19 protein-coding genes are annotated in these 20,530 nt (G+C 43.7%); 12 read left to right on the forward strand and 7 right to left on the reverse strand.

Annotated elements, in window-relative coordinates; translation table 11 throughout:
- Window positions 1-137 precede the first annotated feature (137 nt).
- The 3 genes from HMPREF1154_RS10790 (at window position 138) to HMPREF1154_RS10800 (ending at window position 2,861) form a co-directional block, all read left to right on the forward strand.
- Complete coding sequence (locus tag HMPREF1154_RS10790; RefSeq protein WP_009642634.1) at window positions 138-1,685, forward strand: glycine--tRNA ligase; 1,548 nt, start codon at window positions 138-140, stop codon at window positions 1,683-1,685.
- Between the two features lie 128 nt (window positions 1,686-1,813).
- Window positions 1,814-2,182 carry a CidA/LrgA family protein gene (locus HMPREF1154_RS10795; protein WP_009642658.1) on the forward strand — a complete coding sequence of 123 codons (369 nt, stop codon included), beginning with the start codon at window positions 1,814-1,816 and terminating at the stop codon, window positions 2,180-2,182.
- Complete coding sequence (locus tag HMPREF1154_RS10800; RefSeq protein ID WP_009642655.1) at window positions 2,169-2,861, forward strand: LrgB family protein; 693 nt, start codon at window positions 2,169-2,171, stop codon at window positions 2,859-2,861. The genes HMPREF1154_RS10795 and HMPREF1154_RS10800 overlap by 14 nt, the downstream gene beginning before the upstream one ends.
- On the opposite strand, the gene lpxB is transcribed toward HMPREF1154_RS10800, so the two are convergent.
- On the reverse strand, window positions 2,829-3,965 hold the full coding sequence (gene lpxB / locus HMPREF1154_RS10805) for a lipid-A-disaccharide synthase (protein ID WP_009642657.1): 1,137 nt from the start codon (window positions 3,963-3,965) through the stop codon (window positions 2,829-2,831). The genes HMPREF1154_RS10800 and lpxB overlap by 33 nt on opposite strands.
- A gap of 180 nt (window positions 3,966-4,145) precedes the next feature.
- Here lpxB and HMPREF1154_RS10810 point away from each other — a divergent pair, with 180 nt between their 5' ends.
- The 4 genes from HMPREF1154_RS10810 (at window position 4,146) to HMPREF1154_RS10825 (ending at window position 7,956) form a co-directional block, all read left to right on the forward strand.
- Window positions 4,146-5,771, forward strand: a complete 1,626-nt coding sequence (locus tag HMPREF1154_RS10810) for an OstA-like protein (RefSeq protein WP_009642646.1) — start codon at window positions 4,146-4,148, stop codon at window positions 5,769-5,771.
- Window positions 5,771-6,283, forward strand: coding sequence for a hypothetical protein (locus tag HMPREF1154_RS10815; RefSeq protein ID WP_009642662.1), 513 nt, complete (start codon window positions 5,771-5,773; stop codon window positions 6,281-6,283). The genes HMPREF1154_RS10810 and HMPREF1154_RS10815 overlap by 1 nt, the downstream gene beginning before the upstream one ends.
- A 167-nt stretch (window positions 6,284-6,450) precedes the next feature.
- Window positions 6,451-6,996, forward strand: a complete 546-nt coding sequence (gene pyrR / locus HMPREF1154_RS10820) for a bifunctional pyr operon transcriptional regulator/uracil phosphoribosyltransferase PyrR (protein ID WP_009642652.1) — start codon at window positions 6,451-6,453, stop codon at window positions 6,994-6,996.
- 27 nt (window positions 6,997-7,023) lie between these two features.
- On the forward strand, window positions 7,024-7,956 hold the full coding sequence (locus tag HMPREF1154_RS10825; protein ID WP_009642642.1) for an aspartate carbamoyltransferase catalytic subunit: 933 nt from the start codon (window positions 7,024-7,026) through the stop codon (window positions 7,954-7,956).
- A gap of 3 nt (window positions 7,957-7,959) precedes the next feature.
- Here HMPREF1154_RS10825 and dapA read toward each other — a convergent pair whose 3' ends face one another.
- Both dapA and HMPREF1154_RS10835 read right to left on the reverse strand, forming a co-directional pair.
- Window positions 7,960-8,844, reverse strand: a complete 885-nt coding sequence (dapA, locus tag HMPREF1154_RS10830) for a 4-hydroxy-tetrahydrodipicolinate synthase (protein ID WP_009642665.1) — start codon at window positions 8,842-8,844, stop codon at window positions 7,960-7,962.
- On the reverse strand, window positions 8,841-9,353 hold the full coding sequence (locus tag HMPREF1154_RS10835; protein WP_034567397.1) for a DUF6913 domain-containing protein: 513 nt from the start codon (window positions 9,351-9,353) through the stop codon (window positions 8,841-8,843). Before HMPREF1154_RS10835 ends, dapA begins: the two co-directional genes overlap by 4 nt.
- 76 nt (window positions 9,354-9,429) lie before the next feature.
- On the opposite strand from HMPREF1154_RS10835, the gene HMPREF1154_RS10840 reads away from it, so the two are divergent.
- Window positions 9,430-10,203 (forward strand): 5'-nucleotidase C-terminal domain-containing protein, encoded by a 774-nt coding sequence (locus HMPREF1154_RS10840; protein ID WP_009642636.1) that lies wholly within the window; start codon window positions 9,430-9,432, stop codon window positions 10,201-10,203.
- Between the two features lie 27 nt (window positions 10,204-10,230).
- Window positions 10,231-11,154 carry a metallophosphatase gene (locus tag HMPREF1154_RS10845; RefSeq protein WP_009642653.1) on the forward strand — a complete coding sequence of 308 codons (924 nt, stop codon included), beginning with the start codon at window positions 10,231-10,233 and terminating at the stop codon, window positions 11,152-11,154.
- A 69-nt stretch (window positions 11,155-11,223) separates the two neighbouring features.
- On the opposite strand, the gene HMPREF1154_RS10850 is transcribed toward HMPREF1154_RS10845, so the two are convergent.
- From HMPREF1154_RS10850 to HMPREF1154_RS10865, 4 genes are read right to left on the reverse strand one after another with little or no spacing between them, the layout of a single operon-like run.
- Complete coding sequence (locus tag HMPREF1154_RS10850; protein ID WP_009642647.1) at window positions 11,224-12,936, reverse strand: TonB-dependent receptor; 1,713 nt, start codon at window positions 12,934-12,936, stop codon at window positions 11,224-11,226.
- Between the two features lie 6 nt (window positions 12,937-12,942).
- Entirely contained in the window at window positions 12,943-15,933 is a 2,991-nt protein-coding gene (locus tag HMPREF1154_RS10855) for a tetratricopeptide repeat protein (protein ID WP_009642645.1), read from the reverse strand.
- 10 nt (window positions 15,934-15,943) lie between these two features.
- Window positions 15,944-16,969, reverse strand: a complete 1,026-nt coding sequence (locus HMPREF1154_RS10860) for a ferredoxin--NADP reductase (protein WP_034567399.1) — start codon at window positions 16,967-16,969, stop codon at window positions 15,944-15,946.
- A 24-nt stretch (window positions 16,970-16,993) separates the two neighbouring features.
- Complete coding sequence (locus HMPREF1154_RS10865; RefSeq protein WP_009642648.1) at window positions 16,994-18,331, reverse strand: dihydroorotase; 1,338 nt, start codon at window positions 18,329-18,331, stop codon at window positions 16,994-16,996.
- A 205-nt stretch (window positions 18,332-18,536) separates the two neighbouring features.
- Between HMPREF1154_RS10865 and HMPREF1154_RS10870 the strand changes: the two genes are divergently transcribed.
- Genes HMPREF1154_RS10870 through HMPREF1154_RS10880 form a run of 3 tightly spaced genes read left to right on the forward strand, consistent with a single transcriptional unit; the run spans window position 18,537 to window position 20,405 of the window.
- On the forward strand, window positions 18,537-19,517 hold the full coding sequence (locus HMPREF1154_RS10870) for an HlyD family secretion protein (RefSeq protein WP_009642639.1): 981 nt from the start codon (window positions 18,537-18,539) through the stop codon (window positions 19,515-19,517).
- A 10-nt stretch (window positions 19,518-19,527) separates the two neighbouring features.
- Window positions 19,528-19,989: a GNAT family N-acetyltransferase gene (locus HMPREF1154_RS10875; protein ID WP_034567405.1), complete on the forward strand. Its 462-nt coding sequence runs from the start codon at window positions 19,528-19,530 to the stop codon at window positions 19,987-19,989.
- Between the two features lie 32 nt (window positions 19,990-20,021).
- Window positions 20,022-20,405, forward strand: a complete 384-nt coding sequence (locus HMPREF1154_RS10880) for a VOC family protein (protein ID WP_009642650.1) — start codon at window positions 20,022-20,024, stop codon at window positions 20,403-20,405.
- Window positions 20,406-20,530 lie beyond the last annotated feature (125 nt).

Consider the following 20,530-nt stretch of genomic DNA (forward strand, 5'->3'; position numbering starts at 1 on the left):
TCCTTTGAATAATTCCATAATACATTAATTTTCAGAGTGCAAATATATGAAATTATTTTGACATCTCAAATTTATTTTTCAAAAAATAAAGAACTAACGATATTTTTTACTATTTTTGCACTCATTAATTCAGAACTATGGCAAATCAAGAAGACGTTTTCAAGAAAGTAATCTCCCACGCCAAGGAATATGGTTATATTTTTCCTTCTAGTGAAATCTATGACGGACTTAGTGCCGTGTATGATTATGCACAAAATGGTGTGGAACTGAAGAAGAACCTCCGCGAATACTGGTGGAAAGCGATGGTACAGCTACATGAGAACATCGTAGGGATCGATGCGGCTATCTTCATGCACCCCACCACTTGGAAGGCATCAGGACACGTGGATGCCTTCAATGACCCCCTTATTGACAACAAGGATTCTAAAAAACGCTACCGTGCTGATACCTTGGTAGAGGACTATGTAGCAAAAATAGAAGATAAAATAGAAAAAGAGGTTGCCAAAGCCCAAAAACGCTTTGGAGAGGCCTTCGACAAGGAGCAATTCCTCTCTACCAATCCTAAGGTGATCGAATACAAAGAGCGAGCCGAGGCTATCCTACACCGCTTAGGTAAATCCCTTGAGCGCGAGGACTTGGCCGATGTAAAGGCACTTATCGAGGAATTGGAGATCGTCTGCCCTATCTCTGGCACCAAGAATTGGACAGAGGTAAAGCAGTTCAACCTAATGTTCGGCACCAAGCTCGGTGCTACTTCCGAAGGAGCCATGGACTTATACCTACGTCCTGAAACAGCTCAGGGTATCTTTGTCAATTTCTCCAATGTACAAAAAACAGGCCGTATGAAAATTCCTTTTGGGATTGCCCAGACAGGAAAGGCCTTCCGCAACGAGATCGTAGCACGCCAGTTTATCTTCCGTATGCGTGAGTTCGAACAAATGGAGATGCAGTTCTTTATCAAACCTGGTACCCAACAGGAGTGGTATGAGCACTGGAAAAAGACCCGTCTTAAGTGGCACCTCTCTTTGGGATTGGGCGAAGAGAACTACCGCTTTCATGACCATGAGAAGCTCGCCCACTATGCCGATGCTGCTTGTGATATAGAGTTTCGATTCCCCTTCGGCTTCAAGGAGTTAGAGGGTATCCACTCCCGTACCGATTTCGATTTGGGCAACCATGAAAAGTATTCTGGTAAGAAACTACAATATTTTGATCCTGAGGAAAACAGAAGTTATGTTCCCTATGTATTGGAGACATCTGTGGGGCTTGACCGCTTGTTCTTGGCCATCTTCTCCCATAGCCTACAAGAGGAAACTCTTGAGGATGGAGAAACTCGCACAGTGCTACGCTTGCCTTTTGTACTAGCCCCTACCAAAGTGGCTGTATTGCCTTTGCTCAAGAAGGACGAGCTACCTGAGCTTGCCTTGCAGATCTTCAATGATCTAAAATATGATTTCAATGTCGCTTATGATGAGAAAGATGCCATAGGCCGCCGCTATCGTAGGCAGGATGCCGTTGGTACTCCTTTCTGTATTACAGTGGATCACCAGTCCAAGGAGGACAACACCGTCACCCTACGCCACCGCGATACCATGGAGCAACAACGTGTGCCTATCTCCGCCCTGAGAGAGCTTATTCTCAAAGAGGTAGATATGAACCAGTGGCTTAGAAGAATCAGTAAATAAGGTCACATTCTAAGTAGCAGAGACTGTCTTTTCGGACAGTCTCTTTTATTGTGGAAAATATTTGCTTTTTGTTCTTGGTCTTTTGTTATTAAAAATTGTAACTTTGCCCCCGTTTTAATCACTTTTGTATGTTAATCAGATATTGTGCTATTATCTTTGGTTGTTTAGCCTTGGGAGAGTTGATTGTTCATCTCACTGGTATTCACTTTCCCTCTAGTATTATAGGAATGATACTGCTGACCCTTTTTCTACACTTAGGCTGGATCAAGCTGCACTGGGTCAAGGCTTTTTCCGATATGTTGATCTCTCACTTGGGATTGTTTTTCGTACCTCCCAGCGTGGCTATATTGGCTTATTTTGACCTTATTGCCAAGAATTTTTGGTCTATCAGTGTGGCTATTCTCGTCAGTACCCTTATCGTTATGGTCGTAACAGGCCATGTGTATCAATTTGTCCGTAAAAGAACCAAACATCATCACGAAAATGAAAATATTTGAAAATCCTTTAGTCCTTTTAGCCATTACCTTTGGCGTTTATTACGGAGTGCTCATGCTCCAACAGAAATACAAATCAGTCTTCCTCAATCCTGTAATGCTGGCCGTATGTGTGCTGATAGGTTATTTGATCATCTTCAATATCTCCTATGAGACCTATGAGCGTAATGCTGGTATGTATATAGACTTTTGGCTCAAGCCCTCCATTGTAGCCATGGGTGTTCCCTTATACCAACAACTCTCCAAGATCAGAAAACAACTCTTACCGCTGTTGCTCTCCCAGTTTGTCGGTAGCCTAGTGGGTATTCTCTCGGTATGTTATATAGCCAAGGCTCTAGGTGCAGAAGAAAACATCATTCGTTCCCTAGCCCCTAAGTCAGTTACCACTCCTATCGCCCTTGAAGTGTCCAAGACCCTACATGGGATTACCTCCCTTACTGTAGCCGCTGTGATTGTAACAGGGATTTTGGGCTCCATCTTAGGCTTCAAGGTACTCCAATGGACAGGAATCAAAAGTCCTATGGGGCGTGGTATCTCCTTGGGTACGGCCTCTCATGCTTTGGGGATTATGGCCGCCTTCAATCTTAGCGAAAAACACGCCATCTACGCCAGCTTAGGGATGATCTTCAACGGAATCTTTACCGCTGTTTTAGCTCCTATGGTTATGCCTTTTATCTTGTAAGGAATCGTAGATAGCCTGCGCTGTCCTTCGGCTAGCCCCTTGGTTACCTAATCTCTCGCGCAGGGCTTGGTAATCCCTCTGGAGTTTGTCCCTATAGGCAGGATCTAAGAGTTTGTCCAATTCCACTTTGAGGTTTCGGGTATTGAGGTCTCCTTGGATAAGCTCTGTAACTACAGGGGCATCCATAATCAGGTTAACCAAAGAGATATACTTGAGACTAATCACCCGCTTGGCTATCTGGTAGGAAATCCAGTTGCCCCGATAGCAAACCACTTCAGGAACACGGAATAAGGCGGTCTCTAAGGTAGCCGTACCGCTGGTTACCAAGGCTGCATGCGCATGAGAGAGCAGGTCATAGGTCTTCCCACTGACAAAATGTACGTTCTCTTCCCTTATAAACTGTCTGTAGAAATCATATCCTAAAGAAGGCGCTCCTGCAATAACAAACTGATAGGGGTGATAACTTCCCACCACCGAGAGCATCACCGAGAGCATCTTGGCAATTTCTTGCTTGCGGCTACCTGGTAGCAAAGCTATGATAGGGCGCTCATCTAAGCCATTTTCTCTCTTGAACACCTCCATACTTACTTCTCGACGTGTGGCAATGGCATCCAAGAGCGGATGACCCACAAAGTGTACGGGATACTGGTGCTTACCCTCATAGAAATCCTTCTCAAAAGGCAGGATTACATACATGGCATCTACATCTCTTCTGATGGCCTTGATGCGGTTCTCTTTCCAAGCCCAAATCTGTGGAGAGATGTAATAATGGGTAGGAATCCCCTGCTGCTTAGCCCACTTGGCTATACGCATATTAAAACCTGGATAGTCAATGAAGATAAGCGCATCGGGCTGATAGGCTGTGATATCGCCTTTACAGAGATCTATATTGCGAAGAATGGTGCGCAGGTTCGTAACCACTTCCCAAAAGCCCATAAAGGCCAAATCTCGGTAGTGCTTGATGAGCTTTCCCCCGACAGCTTCCATGCGATCTCCTCCCCAGAAGCGAAACTGAGCTTGTGGGTCTATCTCTGCAAGTGCCCGCATCAGGTTTGCTCCATGTAAGTCACCGGAGGCTTCTCCTGCAATAAGGTAGTATTTCATAGCGATGAATATTTTTGCAAAGATAGTATTTTTCCAAAAATAATTGTATCTTTGTCTTGGGATTATTTATAATGTGTAGTATCCAATGCATAAAGTAAAAAATCTTCGCTTTTCACTTTTCATTTTTCAGTGAAATATGTATCTTTGCACAAAATTCTTATGGATAGGACAAGACCCTTTATGTCAAAAATATATTACCTATTTGCCTGCTTTTTCCTCTTATTCTCAGTGGTGTATGCTCAGGATAACACCTCCAAGAAGATAGAGATTGTCTACGCTGGTACCCTCACTATTGACAATGATAAGTACCCTGGGGCTACAATCTTCAACTCCGATGAGGAGCGCAAGGTGCAGTTCCGCCATCAGGGAATGGACATCTGGTGCGATGTGGCTGTACTCTACCAACAGACCAACCAGGTGAAGGCCTTCGGAGAGGTATTTATCCAACAGGGAGACTCACTGAAGATGAATAGCGAGTTTATAGAATACAATGGGGATACAAAAATAGCGCTTGCCAAGAACAATGTCAAGCTACGCAATGAGAAAATGACCCTTGAGACAGAGGAGCTGTTCTTTGACCGCAATACCCAAGAGGCCTATTATCTGAACTATGGCAAAATCTCCGACGAAGAGAATGTGCTCACCAGCCGAGAAGGCCGCTACTTTGTCGCCCCAAGAAAGAGTCAATTTACCACTCAAGTGAAGGTTACCAATGCCAACTTTGAGGTCAATTCCCTTACACTGGATTACTATCATGCTTCAGGACATATCTACATGTTTGGCCCCACAACCATCACTGGAAAGGATTACATCGCCTACGGAGAGAAAGGCTACTACGACACCAAGGCGGAAAAGGGCTACTTCATGGACAAGGCTCGTATAGATTATGACAACAAGCGCCTTACGGGGGATAGCCTCTACTTCGACAAATTCCGAAGTTTCGCCTCGGCAACCAACAATATTATTATCCGAGATACGATCAACAAGACCTTAGTCAAAGGACACTATGGCGAAGTATATAAGGCACAGGACTCCATGTTCATCACCAAAAAAGCCCTAATTAGCAGTGAGGTAGAAAAAGGCAAAGACTCCATTTACATCCATGCCAAGCGGATCATGGTAACAGGCAAGACGGGCGCACGCGTGGTGAGGGCTTATACTGGAGCTCGTATCTACAAGACCGATATTCAGGGCAAATGTGATTCTATCCACTCCAGCCAAGCCACTGGCCTTACCAAGCTGATCGGAAAACCTATTATATGGAGTGGCAAAAGCCAAATGACAGGAGACAATATCCATATCCTGGCCAATACCCAAACTGAAAAACTTGATACCCTCAAAGTCTTTGACAATGCTTTCCTGATCGAAAAGGACACCCTAGGTACAGGCTTTAACCAAGTAAAAGGAAAAATTTTAAAGGGAAAATTCCTCGAAAACAAATTAAATAACGTAAATTTGTATCAGAATACCGAGGTGATTTATTACGTATATAATGATCAAAATCAGCCTGTGGGGATTAATAAGTCCAAATGTAGCCAAATCCGTATAGATTTTGCTCCCAACCAGCAGATAGAGACTATTGTCTTCTACAAAAATATAGATGGCGGTATCTATCCTGAGAATAAAATCAGCAAAGAAGAACTACGCTTCCCCAATTTTAATTGGCGCGGAGACGAAATGATTCTAAGCAAGAATGATATTTTCCCAGAAGACGAAAAAAATATACAACTAACCCCTATTCACGGTATTAAAGCTGATGAAATAGACCTTATAGAAGAAAAACTCATACCTAAAACAGAAAACTGATGCCCTTGTGGAAGAAATATTTGCTTTTCCTTTGGAAATCAACCAACCAGCATGGCGTACATTCTCCCTTTGTATTCCGATTGGTGACCCAGTGCTTTTACTTGCGTGATAAAATCCCTTGTTCGCACTACCCTAAAGGTATCTCCAAAAGAAAAGGACAGTTCTTGCTTCGATTGGTAAAATATTTTGCTCCCAAGAGTATAAAAATATATAGTGATCGTAAGGATTTTACCTCGTTCTTTCCCGCCCCGCTTACAGAGGTTTCCAAGCAGCAGCAGGATATGATCATTCTTTACCAACAAGAGAATAAACCTACTCAGGAGCAGCTCATAGGACAAATGCACAATGATAGTTTGCTACTTGTAGTGGCTCCGCATCAGAGGGAAAACGAGGATTTTTTTAAACAATTAGCCGAAAATAAGGCGTTCACTGTCGTGATAGATACTTTTTCCTTTGCCCTGTTCTTCATCAGAAGCGAACAAGAAAGAGAATGTTTTGTCATACGAACTTAATTGTCTATTGTCAATTGTTAATCACAAAAGACTGTGCGCATCAGAAATTGTCTTAGCCAGCATCTTTGTAGAGGCGCAATTTATTGTGCCTTAAAAAGTTTGCAAATAACATTTTAACTATTGATTCTAGTCATTAGTCATTGGTCATTAATCATTATTTAAGGATTATGGAAAGAAAACAATTATTAACCTCCCAAGAGTTAGATGTCATTCTACATCGCTTGGCCTGTCAGCTTATAGAGAACCATACCGATTTCTCCGATACTGTACTGATAGGCTTGCAACCTCGTGGGGTATTCTTAGCCCAGCGCTTAGTGGCGATGCTTCGTCAGGAGTATCAGGTTGCGGGCATACAATATGGCGCCTTGGACATCACCTTCTTCCGCGATGATTTCCGAAGAGGTGAAAAGCCTCTGGCGGCCAACACCACCGATATTCCTTTCTTGGTAGAGGACAAAAAAGTGGTCTTCATAGACGATGTCCTCTATACAGGCCGTAGCATTCGTGCTGCTCTCACTGCCTTGCAGTCCTTCGGACGTCCTAGCAAAGTAGAACTATTGGTACTGATAGACCGCCGCTTCAGCCGTGACCTACCTATACAACCCGATTATATTGGCAAAGCCGTAGATGCAATCAACAAAGAACGCGTAGTGGTCAATTGGGCTTCACAAGACGGAGAAGATGCTGTCTATCTCGTAGAAAAACAAGCATAAAACAACCCTATCCATAAAACACACACTATGAACCAGTTAAGTGTCAATCACCTATTAGGTATCAAGTACCTCACCCCTGAGGACTTAGAGCTTATCTTCACCACAGCCGACCAATTCAAGGAGGTGATCAACCGCCCTATCAAAAAGGTGCCTTCCTTGAGGGATATTACCATTGCCAATTTGTTCTTTGAGAATAGTACACGTACCCGCCTGTCCTTTGAGTTGGCCGAAAAACGCCTCTCTGCCGATGTGATCAACTTCTCGGCTGCACAATCCTCTGTAAAGAAAGGAGAAACCCTCATTGATACAGTCAATAACATCTTGGCTATGAAAGTGGATATGGTTGTTATGCGCCACCCCAACCCTGGAGCAGGGGTCTTCCTCTCTCAGCATGTGAAAGTGCCCATTGTCAATGCTGGTGATGGTGCCCATGAGCACCCCACCCAAGCCCTTTTGGACTCCTATACCATACGCGAGCGATTGGGAAGTGTTGCGGGTAAGAAAGTAGTGATTGTAGGGGATATCCTACACTCACGCGTAGCCCTCTCCAATATATTTGCCCTACACATGCAGGGCGCTGAAGTAGCCGTATGTGGCCCTAAAACCCTTATTCCTAAGTATATACATGAGCTAGGGGTACATGTGGAAACCGATCTGAAGAAAGCGCTCCAATGGTGCGATGTGGCCAATATGCTACGTATCCAGAACGAACGCTTGGATATTCCTTACTTCCCCTCCACACGGGAGTATGTACAGCAGTATGGCCTTACCAAGGAGATTCTAGACGAGATAGGTAAGGAGATCATCATTATGCACCCTGGCCCTATCAACCGAGGGGTAGAACTCACCAGCGAAGTAGCCGACTGCCCGCAATCAGTTATCCTTGATCAGGTTGAAAACGGGGTAGCTATTCGCATGGCAGTCATTTACCTACTGGCTTCACAGATAAAAATGCAGTAAATATTATTTTTTCATATACTCTAAGTACGTCTTCAGTTCTCTTTGTAGCCCCTCTGTAGCACTCACCAAAGGAAGGCGTACTTTAGGGGTATTGATTATTTCCAAAAGGGTAAGCAAGGCCTTGATTCCTACAGGGTTTCCTTCTTTGAAAATTAGCTCCATCACTTCTAAGAGCTGATACTGAATAGTGTTGGCCTGCTTATAGTTTCCCTCCAAGCCCTGACGTATCATTCGGCTATAGCGCTCAGGAAAGGCCTGTCCTAATACCGAGATGGTACCATCACCGCCCAAAAGCACCGTAGGTAAGGCCGTAGCATCATCGCCTGAGATAACCAAAAAATTATCAGGACGCCCTTGCAAAAGGTGCATAATCTGGACTATATTGCCCGATGCCTCTTTAATCCCTATGATAGTGGGCACCTCTTTGGCCAGGCGTAGGGTAGTGCGATAGTCCATATTAACCCCTGTGCGAGAGGGTACATTGTAGAGTAGAATGGGCAGTTCCGTAGCCTCGGCCACCGCCTTATAGTGCTGGTAAAGCCCTTCTTGTGAAGGCTTGTTATAGTAGGGCGTTACTGAAAGTATGGCTGTGTAGTCCTCAGAAGATACCTCACGTACTTGTTCTACAATTGTTTGGGTATTATTCCCCCCTACTCCCAAGACCATGGGCAGTCTGCCTTTGTTAGCCTTCTTAACTGTCATTTTGACCAATTCCTTTTCTTCGGTAGATAGGGTAGGTGTTTCGGCAGTGGTACCCAAAACAACCAAATAATCTATACCATTTTCCACTTGGGTATGTACCAAGCGTTCAAGAGCGGGCACATCTACGACCCCCTCTTTATTAAAAGGGGTTACCAGTGCGACCCCTGTTCCTTGTAAAGTCTTCATTGTAGTGTTTTTATTATTTTTTTAGCTTCTTGAATAAAAGTACTCCCATCGGCCAAGGGAGTCTCAATAATCACATCGTTGAAAGCGGGATCTATACCACTTACTCCTATGCGTAGCTTGGCTTTCACTCCCGATGAAAGCAATAGCAGTGGAAGCTTGGGTGTGGAAAAACAGTTGATCAGCAGGTCATATTCCAGTTCCCAAAGCCTATCGGCATGATAGTTGCGGATGCCTCCCGAATAGTTGATATCCTTCCAGGCGAAGAGTGGAATCCCTTCTATCTGTATATCTATCCCCTTCTCTTCATAGCCCAAAATCACATAATTTTCCGAATTGATACCGTACTCTTTGATGAAGTTCTTGAGGAAATCCACCTTATCCACTTCCTCTATATCCACAATACATCCTACCTTATGTATTTGTAACTTATTACCATTCAGATAATTAGATCTCTTTTTAAGGTTCTTCTGTATCCGATTTTTAATCGCTATATTTTTAAATATTTTCAAAATAAAAATTATAAAGATTTCACTGCAAATGTAATGAATATTTATTAATTTTGCGCCCTGAAAGAAAAACATTTTTATGAGAAAAAATTTATTTGCTTTTTTGGCACTGTTTTTGCTCATAGTCTCTTGTAAATCAAAGAGCTATTTCACCCAAGCTATAGAGGGAGAACAGATGCCTATTACCAAAGATACAGAAGAAGACGAAGATATCAAGGACTATCTTTCGCCTTTTCGCTATCACTTGAACAAGTATTTGGACAATGTGCTTTCTCACAACAATGCTACTATGGTCAAGGATATCAAAACCTTAGAAGATGGTGAGATGAACATGCCTATTGGTAACTTCTTTGCCGATGCGCTCTGTGAGCAATCCGATGGCTATTTCTACAAGAAAAAGAAACGCCATGTGGATTTTGCCATATTTAACTGGGGAGGAATCCGTTCGGAATTACCCGAAGGAAGTATTACCACCCGTATGGTCTACCAGCTAATGCCCTTTGAAAACTATCTAGTAGTGGCTGAGGTTACAGGTGCACAGCTTTATGACATGGCCAAATATCTTTATGATAGTAAGCTCCCCCACCCAATCTCTAACCAAGTACAGCTCATCATGAGTCCACGTGGAGAGGTCGTGAGTTTTCTTATAAATAAAAAACCTGTTCTACGCAAAAAGCGCTATTTTGTCTGCACTTTTGACTATCTATACAATGGGGGCGATAAGATGAATTTCTTTAAAAACTCCATAGATGTTACCAACATCAGTTACAATGCCAGAGAAGCGCTGATTGATTACCTAAGAAAAACAAACCCTATAGATTTTAAGTCCGACGGACGATTCAAAATAAAATAATTATCAAACTATAAAACACAATTTTATATGGAAAGAAGAAATTTCGTAAGAAACATCGGGGCTGGCGCCCTGTTTTTAGGGCTGGGAGGCGTTTCCTATGCCTTTGACAGAGATAAAAACAAGGATAAGCTCAAAAAACATAAGAAACATATCACCATACTCCATACCAATGACACCCATAGTCATATAGACCCTATGCCTACTGACGACCCTCACTATCCTGATAAGGGAGGAGTGGCACGTCGTGCGGTCTTGATAGAGCAAGTACGCAAGGAAAACCCCAATACGCTACTCTTTGATGCTGGGGATATCTTTCAGGGTACTCCTTATTTCAACTATTACGGGGGCGAATTGGAATTCCGCCTAATGTCCATGCTCAAGTACGATGCAGCTACTTTCGGAAACCATGATTTTGACAATGGAATAGAGGGTCTCCTCTTCCAGATGCCACATGCCAAATTTGATTTCATTTCTTCCAATTACGACTTTACCAATACCGTATTAGAAGGAAAAACAAAGCCTTACAAAGTATTCGAAGTAGATGAAGTACGTATAGGTGTCTATGGCTTAGGCGTAGAGCTTAAAGGTCTGGTTACCAAGGAACTCTACAGAGAAACTAAATACCTTGATCCTGTGGAAATTGCCATAGATATGGAGAAGAAACTCAGAAAGACAGAGAACTGCGACATTGTCATCTGTCTCTCTCACTTGGGATTCCAGTATCGTACCGATAAGGTATGCGACCTTACCATTGCTAAAAAGACCTCCGAAACCGACCTTATCATAGGCGGCCATACCCATACTTTCATGAGCGAACCTGTCATTGTCAAGAATAAGGCCAATCGCGAAATCCTCATCAACCAAGTAGGCTGCTATGGAATCAACTTAGGCCGTATCGATTTTTACTTAGATAACAAAATCACCACCAGCGGGGTACAAATATTAGTTTAATTTTCTCAAATCATATCCAACAATTAAAAAGAGGTTGTTCTTTGGCGAACAACCTCTTGCCTTTTCTCCCTATTTCACATTGAAGCGATACTTCACCCCTACGAGGAATTGGAAACCTTGTACAGGGTAGGACGTCCATCGTTGGTAGTGCTGTCCTGTTACATTACTCAAATCCACAAAAGCTGTCCAGCGCTTAAGGAAGGTATAGTCGGTTGAGAAGTTAAGATCAAAAAAGCCATCAAGGGTCAGTTCCTTAGCCTCTAAAGTAGGTAGCGTATGGGCTATATCCTTTCGCTCTCCTACATAGTAGAAAGAAGTCCCTACATTCCACTGGGGAAGAATGCGGTAACTTGCCGAAAGGGCGGAGGTAAATAGCGGTAAGTTTCTTTCCTTCGCTTTCAGTGCATCAAAGGAATAGGCATTGACCTTGGCAAAGGCATCTATATAGAAACGATCCGAGAACTTACCCCTGATAGTTGCTTTTGCCCCAAAGGACATAGCATCCTCATAGACGATGCTATAGGAATTATCATAGTGATAAGGCTTACGATCGGCAAGGGTATATTTTTCATTGGCCTGATACATAGGCATCTGTACTATACGTGTATAGAAAGCCTTGAAATCATAAGAGAATCCTTGGAAAAGTGCGCCTCTAATCCCTGCAAATATATCATAAGGGGTATAGGTAGGGTGTAGGTGCTGGGTCGGAGACAGATAGGGGTTCTCCAAGGATTGTTCTCGGTAGGTAAGCTGTTCCAATCCTCCTGTAATCCCTCCATAACCTATAAGTGCTTTTCCTGCTGCATTCCAAGAGAGTTCCACATCGGGAAACACCTTAACGCTCCCTCCTTCTCCATTGTTCTCCTTAGCATAATAAGCCCCTAATCCGAGCCTTACCCTATAGTTGCCGGAAGTACGTACATACGCTGGCCTTAGTCCTAAGAAAGCTGACTTATAGGTAATTCCGAGCAAACTGGAAAAGCCTCTATCAAAACTCCCTTGCAAATAATCCACATCAGCTTTTACCTGTAATGCCTGCCCTTCCTTAAAGGCGTATTTGAATGAAGGGCGTAACTTAAGCTGCACTTCCCCACTGCTAAAATCATCTTTGCCTCCTTGTACAAAGAAATCCACCCCTTCGAGTACACCCTTAGTCATAGAAAGCTCCCCTGCTATACCTCCTGTAAGGTACTGCTGCTTAAGGGACTGGGAGATAGGTAGCAAACTCTTATCCTCTACACCATACCAGTGGGAAAGCCTATGGGCTACATTGGCCGAAAGGCTATACTGGTAGGTTTGCCCCCATTGATTATAAGTCGCCTGCGCTTGGGTATGCGAAAAATTGCTATCGGTCTCTACCTCTTTGACATTGTCCTGAGAGGAATGATGGGTGAAGTCTACCGACAAATCCGAAGTAGGGCTAAAAGGTACTGAAATGAAGGCATCCCCATATAGGGAAGTATAATTGCCCCCTGCCAAGGCTACATAAGAGTGGTAAAGACTATCCTGAGTTGTCGCTATAGGGATACGTACCGCCTTCCCCTTTTCAGGTACAAAGGTAGAGGCTACAGGGATAGACTCAGAGGAATAGGTAACCTGCTTTTTGGCTACCGCTATGGTATCCTTCTTAGGTGTCTGCTCCGCTGGCTTTTGTACATCGGCTATGGTAGGGGTATAGGGTTTTACAATATCCACCGAGATAGTGCCCAACTTATCCTGTGCTTGTACCCCTGCGGCAAAAAGGGTAAGTGAGAGTACCGATATATTATATAATACTTTCATTATCAATTATTTGTTAGATTTCTTTTCGTTTGTCTTTATCAATTTCATCGCCTCCTGTGCCTCTTGGATTACCTCTGGATAGTCCTTGAAGTTCTCCAATACACTGCTTAGAATATAGTTGGCTTGATACAAGTCCTTCAGTCCATAGAAGTTCTTAGCCATTAAGACCAAGCCTTTGGCTGAAAACTCCTTATACCCCCCATATTCCTTGGCCAACTTCTGTACCACTTCGTTGGACTTCTTATACTGCTTGGCTTTGTTCTTAAAATAAGCATCGTAATAGAGTGCTTCGGCCATAAGTGCGTCGGTAGCACTCTTGCGCAATAGGGCGTATTCCTTTTCTGCTTCTGCCTCGGCGCCTGTAGCCATATAGGCACGTGCCAAAATCACATGGGCATCACTCTTAAGGCGTTCCTCAACAGCTTTCTCGGCCAAGATCTTTTGGGCATAAGCTATCGCCTCAGGATAATTCTTTTGCTTGTAGAAACAACTCATTAGGTTAGAACGGGCAAAGATCACATTCTGTAATACTGGAGACGTTTTTTCCAATTCCTTGAGCAAGGGAAGCACCTTTTCTGTCTCGTCTTTCTCTAAGTAGATATGGCTAAGCCTGAGCAACACCTGTTCGGAGTATTCATTGCGACCGTCCTCCAATACCTTTTCATAAAGTGGGCGTGCCTTATCCTTTTGGTTGTCCTCAAAATAAAGCTGTGCCAAATAGAAGCGTGCTTGAGCCGCATTAGCTCCCTTAGGGAAATCCTTTAGGTATTTCTCCAAGGCTGGCTTGGCCTCTTGCTTTTTATGCTGTACATAGAGGCGTTCGGCTGCCTCAAAGGCCGCACTATCCAGTTCGCTATCGGATACCTTCACATAGCCCAAGCCCTTAGCCCAAGCGGCATATTCCTCCATCTTTCCTTGTTCGGCATAGATATTCTTAGCCGTACTTACCGCCTGCAAGGCCTCTGGAGAAGAAGGATATTTCTTGGTAATCTCCTTGAAAAGAGCCAACGCCTTCTCATTTTCATTCTTGTTATAAAGCATAAGTCCTTCTCGGAGCATAGCTCGCACTGTATAGGTTCCATCCTTATACTGAGTTTTCAAGGTATTATACAGCTCTGAAGCCTTTTCAGGTTTTCCTTGATTTACATATGTGTTGGCCAGTTCATAGAGCGCGTCCTCTCTGAGATTGGACTGGGGATAATCTTGGATAAAAGCCGTAAGTGCTTCTATTTTCTTAGGCACTCTATCCACTATACCATAGCTAATGGCTTTTTGGAATGCTGCATAATCGGTATTGGTCGCTTTGGCGGCGATCACCTTGTCATACGCCTCCATAGCAGGCCAATACTTCCCTGTGGCAAAGTTGCAGTCTCCTAAGCGCAAGTAAGCATCAGAAAGGCGTAAGGATTCAGGGCGGGTCTCTATATATTTAGTAAAATATTCTGCTGCTTCGGCATATTTTTTCTGATTAAAGAGCGCATAAGCCAGCCCATAGAGTGCCTTAGGATATTCTACAAGAGAAGTGTGTCCTCCCTGAAGAAAAGCGGAAAAATCCTTTTGAGCCTCTGGGTAAAGGTGCAACTGATAAGCTGTCTCTCCACTCCAATAAGTAGCTCTTGCCTGAAACTCAGCATCGGCTTGGCTCTTTTTTGCTTGCTCAAAATAAGGCAACGCTTCCTTGAATTTGGCATCGCCATAGAGCTGCATGGCATAGAGGAAAGCCACTTTCTGGCGTATCTTAGGGTCTGCCGTAGCGGATTTCTCTAACAAATCCAAGGCCTCACGATAGCCTCCTGAAGTGATATAGGAATCCACCAAAAGTCCTTTAAGCTCTTCGGTATGGCTATTGGGATAGGTGTCCATATAGGACTGTATTACTTTAGGAGTAGACTCATAGGCATTGCCTATATCATAACTCAGGCGGGCGTAGTTCAGGTGTGCATCCTGCTTTATGGCTGGGACAAAATTCATCTGATAGGCGTTGCGAAAGGCATTGAGTGCCTGCTGTTTTTGGTCTGTTTTCAGGTAACACTGTGCCAAGTGGTAATACGCATTCTGTGCTACCTCATTCTTTCCGTTGATAATCCGATTGAACTGACCTATAGCCTTTTGGTACTCCCCTTGTTTATAGTAGGCAAAGCCTAAGTAATAGAGATCAGTATTGGTATAGGCTCCATTCTTCCCCTTGTAAGCCTCCAAGTAAGGAATGGCCTTGGTATACTCCTTGAGGTTAAAATAGCTCTCCCCTATGATCTTGTTAATCTCCGAACGGTATTGGGGGTTATTGGTCTTTTCCAACTGTAGAAGCCCTTCCTGCAAGGCTTTTTGAAAATTACCTTGCTTGAAGTTCATATCTGCCTGATAATAAGACAGATTCTTATTGAGTTCCTTCTCCTCACCCACTTGTTGGAAAAAGTCATTGGCCTTTTGATAATCATCGGCATCATAGGCTATATATCCTAAATAGTAGGCTGCTTTCTTCCCATATTCTTTGGAGTTCTTCACCTGAGAAAGGTATTGCTGAGCGGTCTCCTTATCTCCGTGAGCGAAAAGAGCATATCCGTATCGGAAGTCAAATTTTTCCTTTTGCTTGGTTGAGAGGGTAGGTATTTCCACCTTGTCATACCTTAGAATGGCCGTTTTGGTATCCCCTTTGTCAAAATAGTAATCCCCTACCTCAAGGTTGGCTTGGGCTGCATAGGAAGAAGTGGGATAGTCCTTTAGGTACTGCGTCATGAGCTTATCGGCTCCTTGTTGTCTTAGGCGAATGGCTGCCGAAGCAATATAGTAGCTACACAATTCCTTATCGGCCAAGGTATTGGCCTTGAAAAGTTCTTGCTTGAAAAGGTGTTGGGCGGCCTTATATTGCTCTTGTTGGTAGAGCGAGCGGGCTTTCTTCAGGCGAGCGTCCCTATCCGTATAGCGAGCAGTACGCTGTGCCCATAGGGGACTTGCCAGCAGTAGCAAGGCCAAAAGAATCCAGTTTCTATGTTTCATGGTCTGTATTTTAGTAATTAAATTCTAATCTCATATGATCACAAGTGGGGTGCGCTTGGCAGGTGAGTATCTTGCCTTCTTTGACCTCTCGTTCTATCAGTACTTGGTTGTTGTCCATCTCGGCACTGCCCTCGGTTACCTTGCCTATACAGCTGCTACAAGCCCCTGTAAGGCAGGAATAGGATACGTCCAAGCCCTTGGCCAGCAATTCGCTGAGTATGTTTTGTTTCCGCTCTATGGTAAAGGTCTTTTCCTCTCCACCTATGCGTACCGTAATCTCGGTAGTTCCTGTGTACTGCTTCTTGCTATCGGTTACGGTAAATAGTTCGGTATGGATTTTCTTCTTATCATAATCCTTCTGCAGACGATCCCTTACAGCCTCCACCATGGCCTGTGGCCCACAGATATAGAAGCGACCAAAATTCACCTCTTTATAGGTTTCCTTAAGCAATTGCTCGACCATAGGCGGGTCTATATGTCCTGAAAGCGCCCCCTCCTGCTGAGTCTTGCTATAGACATATTGTACCAAAAGCCTATCGGGATACTGTGCCTTAAGTGCTTCAATATCAGAAAGAAACATGGTTGTTTCAGGTGTTCTATTGCCATAGACCAAAAGAATCTTGCATTGGGTCTTCTCCAGTGCTACCTTGATAATGCTCAGCATAGGGGTAATACCACTCCCTGCGGCAAAAAGCCCCAAGTTCTCTGGGGAGATCTCAGGAATATAGGCAAACTTCCCCTCTGGAGGAAAGACCTCCAACTGGTCACCCTCCTTGAGCTGTTGGCAGGCAAAGGTAGAGAAACGCCCCCCTGGTATCTGCTTGATACCCACACTAAGCAGTGGCTCATATGGTGACGAACAGATAGAATAGGCTCGCCTTACCTGCTCTCCATTTATCTGCTGTTGCAGGGCAACAAACTGTCCTGCAAAAAAGTCAAACGAAAAACGATCCTTCTGAGGAATCTCAAAAGATATTTTTACCGCCTCAGCTGTCAAACGTTCTATCTGTGAGACGGTCAAAGAAACTGATTTCATTCTTAATTCTTAATTCTTAATTGTTTAATTATCAAACAACACTCTTTTTCCTTTTTCTTGGGATAAGATAGTTCCTTTATCATATACCAGATGACCATTGACAAAAGTATAAGCTACTTTATAGTCAAAGGTAGTGCCTTCCAAAGGTGACCAACCACACTTATAGAGGATATTCTCCTTCGACACCTGCCAAGGGCTATGCTCCGCTACACAAGCTATATCGGCATAATAGCCCTCACGGAGGTAACCCCTATCTTGTATTCTAAAGAGAATAGCAGGGTTATGGCACATCTTCTCTACCAATCGCTCTATAGGAAGACCTCTCTGTTGGAACATGGTCAGGGCTGCTACCAAGGCGTGTTGTACCAAGGGTGCCCCTGAGGGGATCTTTTGGTATTCCTTCGCTGCTTTTTCCTCCAAGGTATGGGGAGCATGGTCAGTGGCTATCACATCTATACGATTGTCCAAAAGTGCCTGCCAAATAGCCTCTCGGTCTTCCAAGGTCTTGACCGCAGGATTCCACTTAATCAGTACGCCCTTTTGGTCATAATCTTGGTCAGTAAACCAAAGGTGATGGATACAAGCCTCGGCGGTAATCTTCTTTTGGTCAAGTGGCAAGCTGTTGTCCAAGAGTTCTGTTTCCTTGGCAGTGGATAAGTGGAAAACGTGGAAGCGTGCGCCCGTTTGCTTAGCTAAAGCAATAGCTCGTGAGGAGGAGAGATAGCAAGCCTCCGCACTGCGAATCAGTGGGTGACATTTTACAGGAATTTCTGCTCCATAGAGAGAGAGGTAATGCTCCAAGTTGCGGCGGATCGTTTGTTCGTCCTCACAATGTGCGGCAATAAGGGTAGATACATTCCTGAATATCGTCTCTATCGTCTTCTCGTTATCCACCAGCATATTCCCTGTGGAAGAACCTAAGAAGAGCTTCACCCCCGCGGTATTCTTGGGGTTAATACGCTTAAGCTCCTCTATATTGTCATTGGTACCTCCAAGCAAGAAAGAGAAATTGGCCAATGAGGTACGAGCTGCTGTGGCAAACTTGTCCTCTAGGGCTGCAATGGTCGTAGTCTGGGGAATTGTATTGGGCTGGTCAAAGAAAGTAGTAGTACCCCCCGCCACTGCGGCCGCACTTTCTGTAGCAATGGTCGCCTTATGGGTAAGACCAGGTTCACGAAAATGCACTTGGTCGTCAATCACCCCTGGGAGTACCAGCATACCCTCCAGGTCAATTACCTTTTGGGCTTCTTTGGCCGAGATATCCGAGGCTATCTTAGCAATGCGTTCATTCTCAATAAGTAAGTCGGCTTCTTGAATACGATGATCCGAGATTAGTTTGCCGTTTTTTAGAAGTGTTTTCATAATTATCACGATTTCAGTCGCTATAGAGCAAGATAACGACGATGCAAAGATACATATTTAAGTGAAAAACGAAAAGTGAAAACTTTGTTATTTTCCAAGGCCTATGATAGAGCTGCGTTTTTAATCTATCTTAAAAATCTTTTTAGGCAAAAGTCCTCCTATATGGTAAATCTTCCCTAATTTTGCAGCATTAATTTTTTATTCCATGAAAAAGAAAAATATCACTGGACTTTTAGTTACTATTGCTGTATTTGCAGCTGTTATCTCTCTTTCTATCTACTTCTTTAGCAATAGCGAACCTACCTATTTGCAAGGACAAGTAGAGGCCAAACAGATCAATGTTGCTCCCAAAGTACCCGGTAGGGTGAAGGCCATCTATAAGCAAGAAGGCGACGCAGTACATAAGGGCGACCTCCTTTTAGAACTTGAAAGCACTGAGCTTGATGCCAAACTCTCCCAAGCCGAAGCCGCGCGCCTAGCTGCCCAAGCCCAAAGCGACAAAGCTCAACGTGGTGCCCGCACAGAACAAATACAAGGTGCCTACAACGTATGGCAACAAGCCCAAGCCGCCGCTGAACTGGCCGAAAAAACTTATCAGCGTGTAAGCAACCTCTACAACGACAAGGTGTTGCCTGCTCAAAAGAAAGACGAGGCCTATACCCAAATGGTTGCCCTACAGAAACAAGCTGAAGCTGCCAAATCACAATACGAAATGGCCAAAAACGGTGCACGTGTAGAAGACAAAACCGCCGCCCAAGCCCTTGTCGCTCAAGCCCAAGGAGTCATCACCGAAGTGAATGCCTATAAGGACGGTGCTAAGGTATTCGCTCCTGCCGATGCCGAGATACAGACCATTATCCCCAACGAAGGCGAGATTGTCAATGCGGGTTATCCTGTAATGAACCTTATTGATACTCAGGACGAATGGGTAGTGTTCAACATTCGTGAGGACAAAATGGCTGACTTCAAGATAGGCACCAAGTTCAAGGGTATTGTACCTGCTCTTGGTAATCAGCAGATAGAAATGGAAGTAAAACACATAGCCGTACAAGCCGATTTTGCCACTTGGACAGCTACCAAAAGCAAAGGCGATTTTGACAAGAAGACTTTCGCTATCAAGGCCTACCCTACTGAGAAAGTAAAGGATCTAAGACCAGGAATGTCGGTATTAGTGAGTGAAAAGTGAAAAAATGAAAATGAGAATAACTGAAGGATTATTGCCTGAAGACAAGCAGGCTATCATACACTGGACAAATAGCAAAGAGGCTGATTTCTTGCAACAATGGGCAGGAGATACTTTGCCGTATCCTCTTACCATAGAAGCGCTCAATGCTTTGTCTCATTGCTTTCGCATTGAGGCAGAGGGTAGTTTTATAGGAATGATTCAGCAAATAAGGGTTGAAGGGAGTAATGTACATATTGGCAGATTCCTTATCAATCCTTCCCTTACAGGAAAAGGATTAGGCACTAAGGCTATGCACTTATTTATTGCAATGCTTTTTGAGGATAAAAGTGTTCATTCTATTAGCCTAAATGTATTTGATGACAACCCCGTAGCTAAAGGTCTTTATACAAAACTCGGTTTTGAAGTAGTGGCCACTATTGAAGGAGAAAGGAAGAAATACAAGATGGTGAAGAGTAATTCAGCAATTGATTAATTTTCCAATTAGCTCATTAATAATTTACCATTATGAAAATAGATCATATTGCATTGTATGTAAAAGACTTAGAAGTTTCTAAGTCTTTTTATGAAACTTATTTTGGAGCGAAACCAAACCAGTTATACCACAACCCTAAAACTGGCCTACATACCTATTTTCTAAGTTTTGACAGTGGTACCCGCTTGGAGATTATGTGGCGTCCCAATCTTAGCAAACGTTTGGACAGAGTGATGAATGAAGGCCTTATACATTTTGCCTTTAGTGTAGGAAGCAAAGAAGCGGTTGATACACTTACTCAGAAAATCATAGCCGCAGGTTACGAGTGTTTTAGTGCTCCTCGCACCACAGGTGACGGTTATTATGAGAGTGTTATCCTTGACCCTGATGGTAATATGATAGAAATAACCGTTTAGACCTCTTGGAGTGTGGCGCACGAGGCTTATGTGATTATATAGGCGAAAATGAAACTATTCCTAACGACTGGCATTTCTTAGGACATCTGTTAGATTTAGGAAGGTATTATGAATAATGAGCCAAT

The sequence above is a fragment of the Capnocytophaga sp. CM59 genome, from assembly GCF_000293175.1.
GTDB classification, from domain to species: Bacteria; Bacteroidota; Bacteroidia; order Flavobacteriales; family Flavobacteriaceae; genus Capnocytophaga; species Capnocytophaga granulosa.

Excerpts from the sequence above, each read along its gene's own strand:
- HMPREF1154_RS10790 (WP_009642634.1), top strand. The coding sequence starts at position 138 with ATGGCAAATCAAGAAGACGTTTTCAAGAAAGTAATCTCCCACGCCAAG.
- HMPREF1154_RS10795 (WP_009642658.1), top strand. The coding sequence starts at position 1,814 with ATGTTAATCAGATATTGTGCTATTATCTTTGGTTGTTTAGCCTTGGGA.
- HMPREF1154_RS10800 (WP_009642655.1), top strand. The coding sequence starts at position 2,169 with ATGAAAATATTTGAAAATCCTTTAGTCCTTTTAGCCATTACCTTTGGC.
- lpxB (WP_009642657.1), bottom strand. The coding sequence starts at position 3,965 with ATGAAATACTACCTTATTGCAGGAGAAGCCTCCGGTGACTTACATGGA.
- HMPREF1154_RS10810 (WP_009642646.1), top strand. The coding sequence starts at position 4,146 with ATGTCAAAAATATATTACCTATTTGCCTGCTTTTTCCTCTTATTCTCA.
- HMPREF1154_RS10815 (WP_009642662.1), top strand. The coding sequence starts at position 5,771 with ATGCCCTTGTGGAAGAAATATTTGCTTTTCCTTTGGAAATCAACCAAC.
- pyrR (WP_009642652.1), top strand. The coding sequence starts at position 6,451 with ATGGAAAGAAAACAATTATTAACCTCCCAAGAGTTAGATGTCATTCTA.
- HMPREF1154_RS10825 (WP_009642642.1), top strand. The coding sequence starts at position 7,024 with ATGAACCAGTTAAGTGTCAATCACCTATTAGGTATCAAGTACCTCACC.
- dapA (WP_009642665.1), bottom strand. The coding sequence starts at position 8,844 with ATGAAGACTTTACAAGGAACAGGGGTCGCACTGGTAACCCCTTTTAAT.
- HMPREF1154_RS10840 (WP_009642636.1), top strand. The coding sequence starts at position 9,430 with ATGAGAAAAAATTTATTTGCTTTTTTGGCACTGTTTTTGCTCATAGTC.
- HMPREF1154_RS10845 (WP_009642653.1), top strand. The coding sequence starts at position 10,231 with ATGGAAAGAAGAAATTTCGTAAGAAACATCGGGGCTGGCGCCCTGTTT.
- HMPREF1154_RS10850 (WP_009642647.1), bottom strand. The coding sequence starts at position 12,936 with ATGAAAGTATTATATAATATATCGGTACTCTCACTTACCCTTTTTGCC.
- HMPREF1154_RS10855 (WP_009642645.1), bottom strand. The coding sequence starts at position 15,933 with ATGAAACATAGAAACTGGATTCTTTTGGCCTTGCTACTGCTGGCAAGT.
- HMPREF1154_RS10860 (WP_034567399.1), bottom strand. The coding sequence starts at position 16,969 with ATGAAATCAGTTTCTTTGACCGTCTCACAGATAGAACGTTTGACAGCT.
- HMPREF1154_RS10865 (WP_009642648.1), bottom strand. The coding sequence starts at position 18,331 with ATGAAAACACTTCTAAAAAACGGCAAACTAATCTCGGATCATCGTATT.
- HMPREF1154_RS10870 (WP_009642639.1), top strand. The coding sequence starts at position 18,537 with ATGAAAAAGAAAAATATCACTGGACTTTTAGTTACTATTGCTGTATTT.
- HMPREF1154_RS10875 (WP_034567405.1), top strand. The coding sequence starts at position 19,528 with ATGAGAATAACTGAAGGATTATTGCCTGAAGACAAGCAGGCTATCATA.
- HMPREF1154_RS10880 (WP_009642650.1), top strand. The coding sequence starts at position 20,022 with ATGAAAATAGATCATATTGCATTGTATGTAAAAGACTTAGAAGTTTCT.